Source organism: Ectothiorhodospira sp. BSL-9, from assembly GCF_001632845.1.
Taxonomy (GTDB): domain Bacteria; phylum Pseudomonadota; class Gammaproteobacteria; order Ectothiorhodospirales; family Ectothiorhodospiraceae; genus Ectothiorhodospira.
Map to the genome: position 1 here is coordinate 1,807,016 of NZ_CP011994.1, position 14,607 is coordinate 1,821,622.

A 14,607-nucleotide genomic window follows, 5' to 3' on the forward strand; every position below is an offset into this window, starting at 1 on the left:
CTTGTGGGTATTCGTGCCGACGGGTTGCAACAAGCGATCCGGTCTGGTGTCCTGCTCATTTCGACCTATTGGGTTACTGTCCCCTGATGAAGCCTTTCGCCACGTCTTTTGCATCGTTTCCCGCTCGCGCCGCCGTCGGTCTGGCCGGCATCGTTCTTGCGGCCAGCCTGCTTACCGCCTGTGCCGGCCTGACCCAGGGGGGCGGCGGGCACGATCCGGAAGTGTATCCCAATCTCGATCTGCGGATGGGGACGCCGGAGGACAATGGTCAGGCGGATCTCTTATATGAACTGCTGGTGGGGGAGATTGCCGGTCATATGGGCGAACTGCAAGTCTCCCTTGATCATTACTTGCGCGCGGCCAAACGAAGTGACGATCCGGGCGTGGCCGAGCGGGCCACCCGGATCGCCCTCTTCTCCGGTGACCGGGAGAAGGCCCTGCCGGCGGCCCAGCGCTGGGTGGCATTGGACGGCGACAGCCTGGAGGCCCGTCAGGTGCTGGCCGCCATGCTGGTCAATGACGATCAGCCGGATGCTGCCGTGCCTCACCTGGAACGGGTGCTTGAGCGCATGGAAGCCGTGGAGGGGGACGGCCTGGGGCTGTTGGTGAATATTCTTTCCCGGGCACAGCATGGTGCGGCGGCGGTGAAGGCCATGGAGCAGGTGGCCGCCAAGCGCCCCGATGATGCCAGCGTGCAATTGGCCCTGGGTAGCCTGGCACTGCAGCAGGATCAGCCCCATGCGGCGGTGGCCGCCACCGAGAGGGCGCTGCGCATCGACCCGGACCTGCGCGAGGCCAGCGTGCTCAGGGCACGGGCAATCCAGCGCACCGGTGATCGTGAGGCTTCCCTGCAGGCCATGGAGGACCTGGTGGAGCGCTACCCCGACGATCTGGATCTGCGGGTCAATTACGGTCGGCTGCTGCTGCAGGAAGAGCGCTTTGCGGATGCCCGGACCCAGTTCGAGGCGGTGGTGGCCGAGCGCGGCGATGACGCCGACATGCTCTATACCCTTGGGCTGATCAATATCGAGATGGAGCAGTACAGCGAGGCCGAACGCTATCTGGAGCAGTTGCTCAAGATCGGTCAGCGCGCCGGTGAGGCGCGCTACTACCTGGGTCGCATTGCCGAGCTCACGGGGGATGCCCAGCGTGCCGTGGACTTTTACGAGGAGGTGGATCGGGGGGAATACCGCCAGGAGTCCATGATTCGTGCCGCCCGTCTTCGGGGTGAAATGGGGCAGGTCAACGAGGCTCGGGAGGCTCTCACCCGCTTGCGCGAGACCAGCGACAACCCGCGTTTGCAGGTGGAAACCTATCTTTCGGAGGCCCAGCTACTGCGTGAGACCCGGGACTATCGGGCGGGCATGGAGCTTCTGGATAAGGCTCTGGAGTCACATCCTGACCACCTGGAGTTGCTGTATGCGCGGGCCCTGATGGCCGAGCGCCTGGATCGGATCGACCAACTCGAGGAAGACCTGAATCGCATCCTGGAGCAGGATCCCGACAACCCCGCGGCCCTCAATGCGCTGGGATATACCCTGGCTGATCGCACCGATCGCTTCGAGGAGGCCTACGATTACATCAGTCGGGCCTATGAGCAGCGCCCCGACGATGCCGCCATCATCGACAGCATGGGATGGGTGCTGTACCGCCTGGGTCGCCTGGACGAGGCGGAAAGCCACCTGCGCCGCGCCTACGGCAAGATGGAGGATGGCGAGATCGCCAGCAACCTGGCCCAGGTGCTCTGGGAGCGGGGTGAGCGCGAGGAGGCCCTGGATATCCTTGAGGCTGCCCTGGAGCGGGATCCCGATCACGAACGCCTGTTGCGCCTCAAGGAAAGACTGAACCCATGATGCGACTCATCACGATATGCCTGGCGGCAGCCCTGCTCGCCGCCTGTGCCGTGCGTCCGCCCGAGCCGGTTGAGGATGTTGAGCGCACCTGGCAGCAGCGGCTGGAGGTCCTGTCGGCGCGGGATGACTGGGTGCTTGCGGGGCGCGTGGCCGTGGCCGTGGATGAGGAGCGCTGGAATGCCAATCTGCGCTGGCGGCAGGATGGTGAGGCCTACGATATCCAGATCTACGGGCCCTTCGGCCGTCATGCCGCCCGCCTGCGTGGCGATGCCTCCGGCGTAACCCTCACCGACAGTGAAGGGCGTGACCACCATGCCCGGGACGCCGATCAACTGGTGTACGATACCCTCGGCTGGCGGCTGCCGGTGAACGGTCTGCGCTACTGGGTGCTGGGGATTCCTGCTCCCGGGGGCTCCCTGGAGGCCTATGCGCTGGACCCGGCCGGCCGCCCCGAGCAGCTGGCGCAATCGGGATGGACCGTGCGCTACCAGCGCTACAGCGACGAGGCCCGCCCGCCGCTGCCCGATCGCATGACCCTGGAATTCGACGACATACGCGTCCGTGTACTGATGGATGACTGGCAGATGAACCCATGAACCTGGATGCCTGGAAGGGTTGGCCCGCGCCAGCCAAGCTCAATCTGTTCCTGCATATCACCGGTCGCCGCCCGGATGGCTATCATGAGCTGCAGACGGTGTTTCAGTTCCTCTCCCACGGAGATGTGCTGGATTTCGAACCGCTCGATGGAGATCAGATACGTCCCGCCCATGTGCTGGAGGATGTGGCGCCGGAGGATGACCTGACGGTGCGGGCGGCCCGCTGCCTGAAGCGGGCCACCGGGTATGGCGACGGGGCACTGATCCGGGTGCGCAAGGTCCTGCCCATGGGCGGCGGGCTGGGGGGTGGCAGCTCCGATGCCGCCACCACCCTGGTGGCGCTCAATCATCTCTGGGGCACTGGACTGACCCTCGGGGAATTGGCGGAGCTGGGCCTGGGTCTGGGGGCTGATGTGCCCATCTTTGTCCACGGGCGGGCGGCCTGGGCGGAGGGGGTGGGGGAGCGCTTCGAGCCCGTTGCCCCCTCCGAACCCTGGTATCTGGTGATCCACCCCGGGGTGCATGTGTCCACCGGCGCCGTCTTTGGCGATCCTGGATTGACACGAAACTGCGAACCCATCAAAATAGCCGACTTTACTGCGGGACGGGCTGCGAACGTGTGTGAGCCCATCGTGTGCAAGCACTATCCGGCCGTGGCCGAAGCCCTTGGCTGGCTGGAGCGCCAGGGTGTTCAGGCACGCATGACGGGAACCGGTAGTTGTGTCTTTGCCGCCTTTGCGGGAGAAGATGCTGCTCGGGAGGCTCACAGCCGGTTGCCAACAGCCTGGCAGGGCTTTGTGGCCCAGGGCCAAAACCGCTCCGCATTGCAGGACCGCATGGATCGCGCATGAGTTCCAACTCTCGCTGAAAGTTTTCTTGGGCCGTCGCCAAGTGGTAAGGCACCGGGTTTTGATCCCGGCATTCGCAGGTTCGAATCCTGCCGGCCCAGCCAACCATCGTCGAGTCCCCTGCGCCCTCCCGGTGCAGGGGATTTGGTGTTTTTAGGGTTCCCTAAAATTATGCTCCCTAGATCCACAGTGGTCGAAAAAACCAAAATGATGATCTTCGCCGGGAATGCCACTCCCAACCTGGCGCAAAGTGTGGTCAACCATCTCAATCTGCCTCTGGGCAAGGCAGTCGTCGGTCGTTTCAGCGATGGCGAGGTGCAGGTGGAATTGCTGGAGAATGTTCGTGGGAGGGATGTCTTCATCATCCAGTCCACCGGTTCCCCCACCAACGACAACCTCATGGAACTGCTGATCATGGTGGACGCCTTGCGTCGCGCCTCGGCGGGTCGCATCACCACTGTCATCCCCTATTTTGGTTACTCCCGCCAGGACCGTCGTGTGCGCTCCGCCCGCGTGCCCATCTCCGCCAAGGTGGTGGCCAACATGCTCGAGGCGGTGGGAGCAGACCGGGTGCTTACCGTGGACGTGCACGCCGACCAGGTGCAGGGCTTCTTCAACGTGCCGGTGGATAACGTCTACGCCTCCCCCATCCTGCTGGGGCACATCTGGCGCCAGAAGATCCCCAACCTGCTCGTGGTCTCCCCGGATGTGGGTGGTGTGGTGCGCGCCCGTGCCCTGGCCAAGCGCCTGGACGACGCCGAGCTGGCCATCATCGACAAGCGCCGGCCCAAGGCCAATGAATCCCAGGTGATGCACATCATCGGCGATGTGCAGGACAAGACCTGCATCATCATCGACGACCTGGTGGATACCGCCGGGACCCTGTGCCAGGCCGCCAAGGCCCTGAAGGAGCACGGCGCCTCCAAGGTCATGGCCTATGCCACTCACCCGGTCCTGTCAGGCCCCGCCATCGAGAACATCACGAACTCGGAGCTGGATGAGCTGGTGGTGACGGACACCCTGCCGCTGCGCCCGGAAGCCCAGGCCTGTGATCGTATCAAGCAGCTCAGTGTGGCTGGCATGCTGGCCGAGACCATCCGTCGCATCAACCGCGAGGAGTCGGTCAGCTCGCTGTTCGTGGACTGACGGTAGGGAATGCATTTTGGCCGGGAGGTTCCTCTCCCGGCCCCATCGCCCCTCCTGGTCGCGGGAGGGGTTTCTTTTGTAAGTCGGAGAGCAAGACATGAGTGTCAATTTTGAACTGCAAGCAGAGTCGCGTACGGAGCGGGGCAAGGGTGCGAGCCGCCGCCTGCGCCGGGCCGGCCGACTGCCCGCCATCATCTATGGCGCCGGCAAGGAACCCATGAGCATTACCCTGGATCACAGCGCGGTCTGGCTGAGCCAGGAATACGAGGCTTTTTATTCCCACATTCTCAACGTCACGATCGACGGCAAGCTGGAAAAGGCCATCGTGCGCGACCTGCAGCGCCACCCCTACAAGCCCTTCCTGGTGCATATGGACCTGCAGCGCGTGAGTGACAATGAGCCCGTGCGTGTGCACGTGCCCCTGCACTTCCTCAATGAAGAGACCTGTGTGGGTGTGAAGAAGGGTGGCGGCATGCTCAGCCACCAGTCCGTGGAAGTGGAAGTGGAGTGCCTGCCCCGTGATCTGCCCGAGTACATCGAGGTGGACGTGGGCGAAATGAACGTGGGCGATTCCGTGCACCTGTCCCAGCTGACCATGCCCCAGGGCGTGACCCTGACCGCCCTGGCTCAGGGCCCCGATCACGACCTGCCGGTGGTGAGCGTGCTCAAGACCCGCGGTGGCAGCGCCGCCGAGGACGAGGAGTCCGAAGGTGGCGAGGAAACCCCCGAGGCCTGATGGGCTCGCGGGGTTGGCTGAGATCTGGAATGGACGCGTACCGTGAGTGAGCAGGACACGATCCGCCTGATCGCGGGGCTGGGCAATCCCGGCCCCAAATATGACCGAACCCGGCATAACGCCGGGTTCTGGTTTGTGGACGCCCTGGCCCGGCGTCACGGTGGACAGTTCCGCTCCGAGAGTCGGTTTGCCGGTGATGTGGTCCGGGTGACGATCGATGGGCAGGATGTCTGGCTGCTCAAGCCCATGGCCTACATGAACCACAGCGGGCAGCCCATTCGCCTGTTGTCGGACTTTTACCGGATTCCCGTGGCTTCCATTCTGGTGGTCCACGATGAGATCGATCTGCCTCCGGGTGCCGCCCGGATCAAGCGCGGCGGTGGCCATGGTGGCCACAATGGGTTGCGTCATATCATGGCCCATCTGGGCAAGGACTTCCTGCGTCTCAGGCTGGGCGTGGGTCACCCCGGGCACCGGGATGACGTGGTACCTTTCGTCCTCAGCCGACCGGCCCCCGATGAGGATGTGGCCATCCAGGACAGCATCGAACGGGCCCTGGATCTCACCCCTCAGGTGGTCATCGGAGAGGTTCAAAAGGCCATGAATCAGCTCCATACCAGTCCTTAGCCTCACCTCCCAGACAAGAACTCAAGACCGGAGTCCGGACACCCCATGAGCCTCAAATGCGGTATCGTCGGCCTGCCCAATGTGGGCAAGTCCACCCTGTTCAATGCCCTCACCAAGGCCGGTATTCAGGCCGAGAACTATCCCTTCTGCACCATCGACCCCAACGTGGGCGTCGTGCCGGTCCCTGATCCACGTCTTGAGGTGCTGGCGGGTATCGTCAAGCCCGAGCGTGTGCTGCCAACCACCGTGGAGTTCGTGGATATCGCCGGGCTGGTGGCCGGTGCCTCCAAGGGGGAGGGCCTGGGCAACCAGTTTCTGGCCCATATTCGCGAAACCGACGCCATTGCCCACGTGGTGCGCTGCTTCGAGAACGATGATGTGGTGCACGTGGCGGGCCGCGTGGACCCGGTGTCCGATATCGAGGTGATCCACACCGAACTGGCCCTGGCAGACCTGGAGACGGTGGAAAAGGCCCTGACGCGGCTGGTGCGTAATGCCAAGTCCGGCAACAAGGAGGCTATCGCCCGCAAGACCGTGGCGGAAAAGGCCCAGGCCGTGCTGGCGGAAGGGCTTCCGGCGCGCACCGTGGAGCTCACCGACGAGGAGCGTCCGCTGCTCAGGGAGTTGCAGCTGATCACGGCCAAACCGGCCATGTTCATCGCCAATGTCAACGATGATGGCTTCATCGACAATCCGCTGCTGGAGCGTGTGCGCGAACTCGCCGAGGCGGAGCAGGCCCAGGTGATCCCGGTCTGTGCCGCCATCGAGGCGGAGATCGCCCAGCTGGAAGAAGACGAGAAGGCGGAATTCCTGTCCGAGATGGGCCTGGAGGAGCCGGGCCTGGATCGGGTGATCCGTGGCGCCTACGATCTTCTGGGGCTGCAGACCTTCTTCACTGCGGGTGTGAAAGAGGTGCGTGCCTGGACCGTCAAGCGCGGCGCCACTGCCCCCCGCGCAGCCGGGGCCATCCACACGGATTTCGAGAAGGGTTTCATTCGCGCCGAAGTGATCGCCTACGACGACTATGTGGCCTGCAAGGGTGAGCAGGGCGCCAAGGATGCCGGTAAGTGGCGCCTGGAAGGCAAGGAATACGTCATGAAGGAAGGCGACGTGGTGCACTTCCGCTTCAATGTGTAGGCCTTGACAATCCGGGCTAAAACCACGAGAATCCTGCGCTTCCCAAGGCTACGTAGCTCAGCTGGTTAGAGCATCGCACTCATAATGCGGGGGTCGGTGGTTCGAATCCACCCGTAGCCACCAATCACGTTTCCAGTAACACCCCGAAAAACCTTGAAGCCCGCGATAGAGCGGGCTTCTTGCGTTGTGCGCAGGTCAAACCGGCCGGGTCAGAGGGCTCCGCCGCAACTGGAGCCCTGGCCGGCCGTGCAGCCGTAGCAGTGGACAGCGACGTTAATCGGCGCGCCACTCAGATCCCGATGGATCAACTCCCGCAGATGCGTCCGCTGATGTGTGCCGGCCCCCAGGGGCAGGCGCAGCATCTGGTTGAAATCACAATCGTACACATAGCCCTGCCAGTCCACGCTCAGCAGGCTGCGGCACATGACGCTTGCCAGATTTTCGTCCCGGTAGGCATCCTTGAGCAGGGTCATGTAGGCCTCGTACTCACGGTTTTTGTGCAGCTGCTTGGCAAAGCGGTGAATGGGCATGTTGGTGATGGCGAACAGCCCATTGAAGACGATGCCGTATTCCCGGGCCAGGTGGTCCTTGTAGTCGGCCTCCAGCTGGGCCTGCGGGGGTGGCAGATGGGGTCCGAGCGGGTTATAGACCAGGTTGAGCACCAGATCGCTGCCGGGCTGTCCGTAGCCCACCGCGTTCAGTTGCCGGAGGCCGGCCAGGCTCTGCGCGAAGACCCCCTCGCCGCGCTGGGTGTCCACATTGTCCTGGGTGTAGCAGGGCAGGGAGGCCACCACCTCGACCCGGTGAGCCGCCAGAAATGCCGCCAGATCCGCCTGGCCTGGCTGCTCCAGCACCGTGAGATTGCAACGATCCATCACATGCACCCCCATGCCTCGTGCCTGCTCCACCAGGTAGTGAAACTGGGGGTTCAGTTCTGGTGCCCCGCCGGTGAGATCAAGGGTGTGGATGCCGGTCGCGCGAAGGTAATCGAGCACCAGATCGGCGGTGGCGCGATCCATCTTCTCCCGACGGTTGGGCCCGGCATTCACGTGGCAATGAAAGCAGGTCAGGTTGCAGACATAGCCCACGTTCACCTGCAGGGTTTCCAGTTGGCCACGCTTGATGGCCGGGAAGGTGGTTGATTGCGGCTGTGGCAGGATGGCGCTCATCAGTTTGCGCGAGAAACCCCGTCCAGGTCGGGGAGGGATAGCGCATCGTGCGTAGCACGATCACGCGGCCCTGCTCGCGTCCTCCTGTAGTGGTTTGGGTTGGAAGGTATAGCCATAGCCATCGGCTCGTTGCAGCAGACGGCAGTGGCGGTGTGAAATGCCCTGGACGACGCCTTGGGCGGTCTGGATGTTGAAGCTGCCGGTGGCGCGGATGGCCACGCGGCCCTGATACGTGCCTGCTTTCTTGCCGCTCGGCACCTGGGCCTGGACCAGATCTCCGGTCTGAAAGCCCTTCACCTGTTTTTGACGCATCAGGTAGCCACGGGGGAAGCCAAAGCGGTTGAGCCGCGTGCGCTGATAACTCCCCCGGCCCGTGGCCCGCGTCGTCAGCGTCGGCACGTTCCAGCCCGTGACCGCTGCGACCTGACCGACGCAAGCCGCATCCAGCGCATGGGTCTTGGGTAGGCCCAACCGCTGGTGGTTGTATTTGGTGCGACCGCCGCTGCCAGTGATCACGGGCAGGCCCATGGCCTTGAGCCCTTGAAACAGCGCCCAGCGCGTGGCATTGACCGCTGCCGCGTCCTTGAGCGGCGCACGGGCCTGGTCCTTGATCCGTTGCAGGCGTTTGGGATCGTCAGCCAGAAAGGCTTCCACGGGCTGATTCCCCTTGGCCTGATTGCAGTCGTGGCAGGCCAGGGTCAGGTTGCTGACCCGATCCGATCCGCCCCGGCTCCGGGGATTGATGTGATCCACCTCCAGAGGCAAGTCCCTGGCCCCGCAGTAGGCGCAGCGCCGTTGCCACTTCTCCAGCAGGTATTCGCGCACCTCGTAACCGTGCAATGTCCCCTGCTGGTACTCCACGCCGCTGATCTCGGGGGCTTCCATCGCCTGTGTATCGAATCGAACCAACTCCTGGTCGATGGCTGTGACCGGGGCCAGTCGGCGCAACCGCGCCACCCAGGCCAGTGTGGTATCCACCCGGTGTTGAAGGCTCGGTGCCAACCAGCCCCGAGGCCGGGTGCGATTGTCGAACCGGGGTGCCCGGTGACGCAACTGCCCCCGACGACGACGAAAGGCGCGGCGCTGGGTCAATGCGTCCTTGATGTATTGTCCGCGATGTTCCACCTCCATCAGCATCAACACCTGCTGCTGCTCCGGGTCGGAATCATCCTCGCGGATCACCGTCACCCCGGTGGTCTTGCTGCCGGGATCGATCTTGATTCGTACCGGCTGCAAGGTGGATGCCTCCGCCGTGCGATCCTTCAGCCGGATCGTGAACGGACGCATCTTGTGGACCACGGCCCGACCCCGTTCCAGCAGTAGCCGTGCGCGTTTCTCCGAACACGGCATCAGGGGCTTTTTACGCCTGTCCAGTACCAAAACCGCCATTTCAACGCTCTCCAAAAACAGAACCCTTACGGGTCTGGTGACAGGGCCTTGCGGCCCGCTCCCCTCGGGAATGTCTGCAACCGGCTCCCGCTTGCGCGGCGACCGGAACCTTCGGCGTTTTACCTTTCGCCAGCATGATCCCGGCCTTCCAGAGCGGCAGACTGAGGCAGCATCCGCCGGTGGGTCTAGACGACCTGTTGCAAACGTAGCGGGCTTTCACCGCTCTCCCTGGTCAAGCCAGCCTGCTTTCACAAGCTCCCGCCTTCAGGCGGGGGTAGTTGACGGGGATATCCGACCTCATCCCGGGCGGTGGTAGCGCTGGGCCAGGACATGCGCCGGAGCGCCCCGCCAGTAAGCCCAGCGCAGTTGCCACATGAGCAGGATGGTCCGCCATACCCCGTTGTGCTCCCAGCGCCGCCCCGAGGTGTCCACCCGTGCCCGCAGGCAGCGGGGGGGCGAGAGCCGCCCCAGCCGGCGGCTGATCTCGATGTCCTCCATCAAGGGCTGTTTCGGAAAGCCGCCCACCGCGTCGAAAAACTCACGCCGCATGAACAGGGCCTGATCGCCGGTGGCGATACCGGTGAGCCGCGAGCGCTGGTTCATCAGCGTGGCCACCAGGGGGAGCAGCACCCGGCTGCGCCCGCGAATACTCACGTCAAAACGTCCCCAGCCGGACCTACCCATCAGGGCGTCACGTACCCGGTCATCGGCAGCCCTGGGCAAATGGGTATCGGCATGGAGGAACAGCAGTAGCGGTTGTTGCGTGGCCGCCGCGCCGGCATTCATCTGGCAGGCCCGCCCGGGGGGCGAGGTGATGAGCGGCAGCCCATGCGTGGCGGCCACCGCCACGGTGTCATCCTGGCTGCCGCCATCCACCAGGAGGATGTGGGTGTCCTGTGCCAGGGAGGCGCGAAGGTTTCGGGCCAGGTCCGGCAGATTGGCTGCCTCGTTCAGGACCGGCACGACCACGACCAGCGCAGGCCGGTTCACGATGGATCCTCCCGTCGAATGACCGTTTCCTGCGCCATCACCCACTCTGCCATGATCGCCCCCGCCTCGGTGCAGCCTGATGAACCGGCTCACGGTTGTATTAGATGCACGATCAGATCATCGGTTTCGGTGTTCGTGCCCGCTTCTCAGTATTGATCATCCAGGAGCTCGTGGGTATCCGTAATACCCAAAGAGAGCCTGAGGGCGACGGTGCTGCCAAGAGGGGTTCGAGCAGTTCACTTGAAACCTACTCATAACTTATCTATGCTTTCCAATATGAAAAGATTGGTAAGCATCGGCGAGGCCGCCAAGGCGCTGGGCGTGTCCATTACGACCCTGCGCCGCTGGGAAGCATCGGGGAGGTTGGTGCCTGAGCACACGGCGGGCGGCCATCGCCGTTACGACCTGGCGAAACTCCGGCCCGAGATGTTCCGGGCCGAGGAAGATGCAGGGCGGCGCACCGTGGCCTATGCTCGCGTGTCCAGCCATGATCAGAAGGAGGATCTGGAGCGGCAGAAACAGGTGCTGGAACTTTACTGCGCTCAGCAGGGATGGACATTCGAGTTGATTTCCGACCTTGGTTCAGGGATGAACTATCACAAGAAAGGTTTGAAGCGACTGCTTGATGCCATCATCGATGGGGAAGTCGGGCGACTGGTGATCACCCACAAGGATCGGCTTTTGCGCTTCGGGGCCGAGTTGGTCTTTGCCCTCTGCGAAGCCAGGGAGGTCGAGGTGGTGATTCTCAACCAGGGTGAAGATACGACCTTTGAGGAAGACCTGGCGAAAGATGTGCTGGAGATCATCACCGTGTTCAGCGCCCGACTCTACGGCAGCCGCTCGCGCAAGAACCAGAAGCTGCTGGACGGCGTGAAGAAGGCCGTGGAGGACGCGACATGATCCGTGCCCACAGGATTGCGCTTGCGCCCAACAACAGGCAGGCGACCTATTTTGCCCGCGCGGCAGGCACGGCACGTTTTGCCTACAACTGGGCGTTGGCCGAATGGCAGTGCCAGTACGCGGCCTGGAAGCAGGACAGCAGTCTGCCCAAACCCTCGCAGGCGGCGCTTCGTCGCCAGTTGAACGCTGTCAAGCGCGAGCAGTTTCCATGGATGCTGGAGGTCACCAAAACGGCACCGCAGATGGCAATCATCCAGTTGGGCGAAGCGTTCAGGAATTTCTTCGCCGGCCGCGCCAGGTACCCGAGGTTTCGCAAGAAGGGCGTTCATGACCGATTCACCCTCACCAACGACCAGTTCCGCGTCGAAGGCTCCCGCATCCGCATCCCCAACCTTGGCTGGGTGCGGATGCGGGAGTCGTTGCGCTTTACCGGCAAAATCATGTCCGCGACGATCTCCCGCGTCGCCGACCGCTGGTTTGTCAGCATCACCGTAGACACCGAAGACCCACCCAGGCGACCGGCTGAAAACCAAGGCTCGGTCGGGGTGGATCTGGGGGTCTTGGCACTGGCCACGCTCTCGACGGGAGACACCATGACGGGCCCCAAGGCGCATACCGCCGTGCTCAAGCGACTCCGTCGGCTATCACGCAGCCTGTCGCGCAAGCAAAAAGGCTCCAGCAACCGGAACAAGGCCAAGGCGAAACTGGCACGGCTGCATGCCCGCATTGCCAACATTCGCCAAGATGCCTTGCACAAACTCACGTCGGATCTGACACGGCGGTTTCATACCATCGGCATCGAGGATCTGAACGTGCGCGGCATGATGGCGAACCGGCATCTGGCCCGCTCCATTGCCGACATGAGCTTTCATGAGTTCCGGCGGCAACTGGCGTACAAGGCAGATCAGCGGTGTGGGCAGGTGGTGGTGGCCGATCGCTGGTTCCCTAGCAGCAAAATGTGTTCGGTTTGTGGAGCGGTGCAGAGGGCAATGCCACTATCCACGCGGCAGTGGATTTGCCCGGATTGTGGCGTACACCACAACCGGGATGTGAATGCGGCAAGAAATCTTGCCCATTACGCCGTGAGTTCCACGGTGTCAGCCTGTGGAGAGGAAGGCGCTGGCTCAGGTCGCAAGACCGGAGTGAAACCGGCCTCTGTGAAGCAGGAAATCAGCACTGAACCTGTTTAGATGCTTCTGAGCAGGTTTGGGTAGGTATGATAGAACGGTTAGAATCCGCCCCCCACGTGAGACAAAGGAGATGAATTCATGACCGAACCCGACCCGCCCATGGGCGCGCGCCCGAATCCGGGCCGCGTGTGCTGATGGAATCCACTCCTGTCCTGTTGATGGCTGTGGTGCTCGGCCTGTCCGCCGGGGTGGCGCCTGGTCCCTTGCTGGCCCTGGTGATCTCCGAGACCCTGCAGCACGGTCTGCGTGCCGGCATGAAGGTGGCGCTGGCCCCGCTGCTGACGGATCTGCCCATCATCCTGCTCACCTTGTTGATCCTGGCGCAGCTGGCTCATGTGGATCAGGTGCTGGGAGGGTTGTCGATTATCGGTGCCGGCGTGGTGGCCTGGCTGGGGTGGGAGTCGCTGCGATTTCGTCCGGCTGGCCCGGGCGACGGCGTGGTGCCTCGGGAGCGCTCGCTGCAAAAGGCTGTGCTGGCCAATATGCTCAGCCCGCATCCCTATCTGTTCTGGCTCAGTGTGGGTGGCCCCATCGTCATCCGCGCGTCCGAGTCCGGTCCTTGGGTTGCCGTGGGTTTTATTGCGGTCTTCTATGCGCTGCTCATCGGCGCCAAGGTGGGCATCGCCTTGATGACCGCCCGGGCCCGCCCCTGGCTGGCAGGGCGGGGCTATGTGATGACGGTGCGGGCGCTGGGGCTGGTGCTGTGGGCTCTGGCCGCCGTGCTGTTGTATGAAGGGTTGCGGACCCTGCTGGCCTGAGGTCAGGACGCTTCAGGAAGCCCGGCGCGGGTCAGCCCCATCGCCCCGCCGGAGTTACAGGCGTCCCGCCAGTATCAGCACCAGCAGTATCAGCACGACAACCCCAATGGCACCGCTGGGACCATAGCCCCAGCCCCTGGCGTGCGGCCAGGCGGGGATGACGCCAACAAGGATCAGTATCAGAACGATCAGGAGAATGGTTGTCAGGGTCATGGTTGAATACTCCAAGGGGTGATTGGAGTTCCATGTTGCGGCCCTTGAGGGCGATCTGTCTGTACGCCAGCGTACCCATTAGCCCTCGGATGGCGGGCCCTTCGTGGGTTTGACAAGGAGTCGATCGCATTCGCGCTTGACCACGGCATAGCATTCGCAACTGCGCGCTTCCAGGCCGGCACGGTCGAGGATCGTGATGTGGCCGCGATGGTATTCGATGAGGCCCGCCCGTTGCAGTTTGCCGGCAGCCTCCGTGACCCCTTCGCGCCTGACCCCAAGCATGTTGGCGATCAGCTCCTGGGTCATGACCAGGTGGTTGGATGGCAATCGGTCCAGGGACAGGAGCAGCCAGCGGCACAGCTGCTGATCCACCGTGTGGTGGCGGTTGCAGACCGCAGTCTGGGCCATCTGGGTGAGCAATGCCTGGGTATAGCGAAGCAACAGGTCATTCAATACCCCCCGGCGGCGTCCACCCACGCGATGAAAGGCCTCCTTGAGGCGCCGGCCACTGAGCCGGTAGGCCTGCCCGGCACTTTGCACCAGCGCCTGACTGGGGGTGGTTTCTCCTCCCATGAACAGCGCGACCCCCACCAGGCCGTCCTTGCCCACCACCGCGATTTCAGCCGAGGAGCCATCCTCCATCACGTAGAGGAGGGAGACGATGGCGTTGATGGGGAAGTAGACATGCTCCATCTGGACGCCGGGCTCATAGATCAACTGCCCCAGTTCGAGGGGGACGAGTTCGAGTCCAGGGAGCAGGTGCTGGTATTCCTGATCCGGCAGCATGGAAAGAAGCTGGTTGAGCCTGGGGTCCGGCACTTCCTGCATGTGGGAGGTTCCTTTTGCCGGTGATCTTGGTGTTTTTAGTTCCAGTGTAACTGCATCCCTGCAGGGATGAGTGTGAGCCATGTCCTGAATCAGCAACGCAGTATCTCCCGGCCTGCCGATGATTTTTCTGGCTCGCTGCTGACAACGGATGATGGTGTGAATCGCCCCTCATGTGGGCCCTTTTGCCTGGCTGGCCCGTTGTCATCGGCGTAGGATGGCGGACCATG

The 14,607-nt window shown here is 63.3% G+C and carries 15 protein-coding genes and 2 tRNA genes; 12 read left to right on the plus strand and 5 right to left on the minus strand.

The window, feature by feature from the left end; translation table 11 throughout:
- Window positions 1–86 precede the first annotated feature (86 nt).
- The 9 genes from ECTOBSL9_RS08545 to ECTOBSL9_RS08585 all read left to right on the plus strand — a co-directional run bounded on the left by ECTOBSL9_RS08545 (window position 87) and on the right by ECTOBSL9_RS08585 (window position 7,066).
- Complete coding sequence (locus tag ECTOBSL9_RS08545) at window positions 87–1,853, plus strand: tetratricopeptide repeat protein (protein WP_082829830.1); 1,767 nt, start codon at window positions 87–89, stop codon at window positions 1,851–1,853.
- Window positions 1,850–2,449 carry a lipoprotein insertase outer membrane protein LolB gene (lolB, locus tag ECTOBSL9_RS08550; RefSeq protein ID WP_063464692.1) on the plus strand — a complete coding sequence of 200 codons (600 nt, stop codon included), beginning with the start codon at window positions 1,850–1,852 and terminating at the stop codon, window positions 2,447–2,449. The genes ECTOBSL9_RS08545 and lolB overlap by 4 nt, the downstream gene beginning before the upstream one ends.
- A complete protein-coding gene (gene ispE, locus ECTOBSL9_RS08555; RefSeq protein ID WP_063464693.1) occupies window positions 2,446–3,300 on the plus strand; it encodes a 4-(cytidine 5'-diphospho)-2-C-methyl-D-erythritol kinase in 855 nt (284 codons plus the stop codon). The genes lolB and ispE overlap by 4 nt, the downstream gene beginning before the upstream one ends.
- Before the next feature lie 26 nt (window positions 3,301–3,326).
- Window positions 3,327–3,401, plus strand: a tRNA-Gln gene (locus ECTOBSL9_RS08560).
- Window positions 3,402–3,504: 103 nt separating this feature from the next.
- Window positions 3,505–4,443: a ribose-phosphate diphosphokinase gene (locus tag ECTOBSL9_RS08565; RefSeq protein ID WP_029762245.1), complete on the plus strand. Its 939-nt coding sequence runs from the start codon at window positions 3,505–3,507 to the stop codon at window positions 4,441–4,443.
- Between the two features lie 97 nt (window positions 4,444–4,540).
- The gene (locus ECTOBSL9_RS08570) at window positions 4,541–5,179 is read left to right on the plus strand and encodes a 50S ribosomal protein L25/general stress protein Ctc (protein ID WP_063464694.1); all 639 of its coding nucleotides are present in this window, start codon (window positions 4,541–4,543) and stop codon (window positions 5,177–5,179) included.
- A gap of 42 nt (window positions 5,180–5,221) precedes the next feature.
- On the plus strand, window positions 5,222–5,806 hold the full coding sequence (gene pth, locus ECTOBSL9_RS08575; RefSeq protein ID WP_063464695.1) for an aminoacyl-tRNA hydrolase: 585 nt from the start codon (window positions 5,222–5,224) through the stop codon (window positions 5,804–5,806).
- Window positions 5,807–5,851: 45 nt separating this feature from the next.
- On the plus strand, window positions 5,852–6,943 hold the full coding sequence (gene ychF, locus ECTOBSL9_RS08580; RefSeq protein WP_063464696.1) for a redox-regulated ATPase YchF: 1,092 nt from the start codon (window positions 5,852–5,854) through the stop codon (window positions 6,941–6,943).
- Between the two features lie 46 nt (window positions 6,944–6,989).
- Window positions 6,990–7,066, plus strand: a tRNA-Met gene (locus tag ECTOBSL9_RS08585).
- Window positions 7,067–7,152: 86 nt separating this feature from the next.
- Here ECTOBSL9_RS08585 and arsS read toward each other — a convergent pair.
- From arsS to ECTOBSL9_RS08600, 3 genes are all read right to left on the minus strand, one after another.
- A complete protein-coding gene (gene arsS / locus ECTOBSL9_RS08590) occupies window positions 7,153–8,112 on the minus strand; it encodes an arsenosugar biosynthesis radical SAM (seleno)protein ArsS (protein ID WP_063464697.1) in 960 nt (319 codons plus the stop codon).
- A gap of 60 nt (window positions 8,113–8,172) precedes the next feature.
- Entirely contained in the window at window positions 8,173–9,501 is a 1,329-nt protein-coding gene (gene iscB / locus ECTOBSL9_RS08595; RefSeq protein WP_063464698.1) for an RNA-guided endonuclease IscB, read from the minus strand.
- A 297-nt stretch (window positions 9,502–9,798) separates the two neighbouring features.
- A complete protein-coding gene (locus ECTOBSL9_RS08600; RefSeq protein ID WP_063464699.1) occupies window positions 9,799–10,491 on the minus strand; it encodes a TIGR04283 family arsenosugar biosynthesis glycosyltransferase in 693 nt (230 codons plus the stop codon).
- 276 nt (window positions 10,492–10,767) lie between these two features.
- Here ECTOBSL9_RS08600 and ECTOBSL9_RS08605 point away from each other — a divergent pair, with 276 nt between their 5' ends.
- The 3 genes from ECTOBSL9_RS08605 (at window position 10,768) to ECTOBSL9_RS08615 (ending at window position 13,339) form a co-directional block, all read left to right on the plus strand.
- The gene (locus ECTOBSL9_RS08605; RefSeq protein WP_063464700.1) at window positions 10,768–11,391 is read left to right on the plus strand and encodes an IS607 family transposase; all 624 of its coding nucleotides are present in this window, start codon (window positions 10,768–10,770) and stop codon (window positions 11,389–11,391) included.
- Window positions 11,388–12,581 carry an RNA-guided endonuclease TnpB family protein gene (locus ECTOBSL9_RS08610; RefSeq protein WP_063464701.1) on the plus strand — a complete coding sequence of 398 codons (1,194 nt, stop codon included), beginning with the start codon at window positions 11,388–11,390 and terminating at the stop codon, window positions 12,579–12,581. The genes ECTOBSL9_RS08605 and ECTOBSL9_RS08610 overlap by 4 nt, the downstream gene beginning before the upstream one ends.
- A 134-nt stretch (window positions 12,582–12,715) precedes the next feature.
- On the plus strand, window positions 12,716–13,339 hold the full coding sequence (locus ECTOBSL9_RS08615) for a LysE family translocator (RefSeq protein WP_063464702.1): 624 nt from the start codon (window positions 12,716–12,718) through the stop codon (window positions 13,337–13,339).
- A gap of 54 nt (window positions 13,340–13,393) precedes the next feature.
- Here the strand turns inward: ECTOBSL9_RS08615 and ECTOBSL9_RS16570 are convergent, their stop codons facing one another.
- Window positions 13,394–13,552: a DUF3309 family protein gene (locus ECTOBSL9_RS16570; protein WP_082829832.1), complete on the minus strand. Its 159-nt coding sequence runs from the start codon at window positions 13,550–13,552 to the stop codon at window positions 13,394–13,396.
- Window positions 13,553–13,630: 78 nt separating this feature from the next.
- Entirely contained in the window at window positions 13,631–14,380 is a 750-nt protein-coding gene (locus ECTOBSL9_RS08620) for a Crp/Fnr family transcriptional regulator (RefSeq protein WP_063464703.1), read from the minus strand.
- Window positions 14,381–14,607: the final 227 nt, after the last annotated feature.

Excerpts from the sequence above, each read along its gene's own strand:
- ECTOBSL9_RS08545 (WP_082829830.1), top strand. The coding sequence starts at position 87 with ATGAAGCCTTTCGCCACGTCTTTTGCATCGTTTCCCGCTCGCGCCGCC.
- lolB (WP_063464692.1), top strand. The coding sequence starts at position 1,850 with ATGATGCGACTCATCACGATATGCCTGGCGGCAGCCCTGCTCGCCGCC.
- ispE (WP_063464693.1), top strand. The coding sequence starts at position 2,446 with ATGAACCTGGATGCCTGGAAGGGTTGGCCCGCGCCAGCCAAGCTCAAT.
- ECTOBSL9_RS08565 (WP_029762245.1), top strand. The coding sequence starts at position 3,505 with ATGATGATCTTCGCCGGGAATGCCACTCCCAACCTGGCGCAAAGTGTG.
- ECTOBSL9_RS08570 (WP_063464694.1), top strand. The coding sequence starts at position 4,541 with ATGAGTGTCAATTTTGAACTGCAAGCAGAGTCGCGTACGGAGCGGGGC.
- ychF (WP_063464696.1), top strand. The coding sequence starts at position 5,852 with ATGAGCCTCAAATGCGGTATCGTCGGCCTGCCCAATGTGGGCAAGTCC.
- arsS (WP_063464697.1), bottom strand. The coding sequence starts at position 8,112 with ATGAGCGCCATCCTGCCACAGCCGCAATCAACCACCTTCCCGGCCATC.
- iscB (WP_063464698.1), bottom strand. The coding sequence starts at position 9,501 with ATGGCGGTTTTGGTACTGGACAGGCGTAAAAAGCCCCTGATGCCGTGT.
- ECTOBSL9_RS08605 (WP_063464700.1), top strand. The coding sequence starts at position 10,768 with ATGAAAAGATTGGTAAGCATCGGCGAGGCCGCCAAGGCGCTGGGCGTG.
- ECTOBSL9_RS08610 (WP_063464701.1), top strand. The coding sequence starts at position 11,388 with ATGATCCGTGCCCACAGGATTGCGCTTGCGCCCAACAACAGGCAGGCG.
- ECTOBSL9_RS08615 (WP_063464702.1), top strand. The coding sequence starts at position 12,716 with ATGGAATCCACTCCTGTCCTGTTGATGGCTGTGGTGCTCGGCCTGTCC.
- ECTOBSL9_RS16570 (WP_082829832.1), bottom strand. The coding sequence starts at position 13,552 with ATGACCCTGACAACCATTCTCCTGATCGTTCTGATACTGATCCTTGTT.
- ECTOBSL9_RS08620 (WP_063464703.1), bottom strand. The coding sequence starts at position 14,380 with ATGCAGGAAGTGCCGGACCCCAGGCTCAACCAGCTTCTTTCCATGCTG.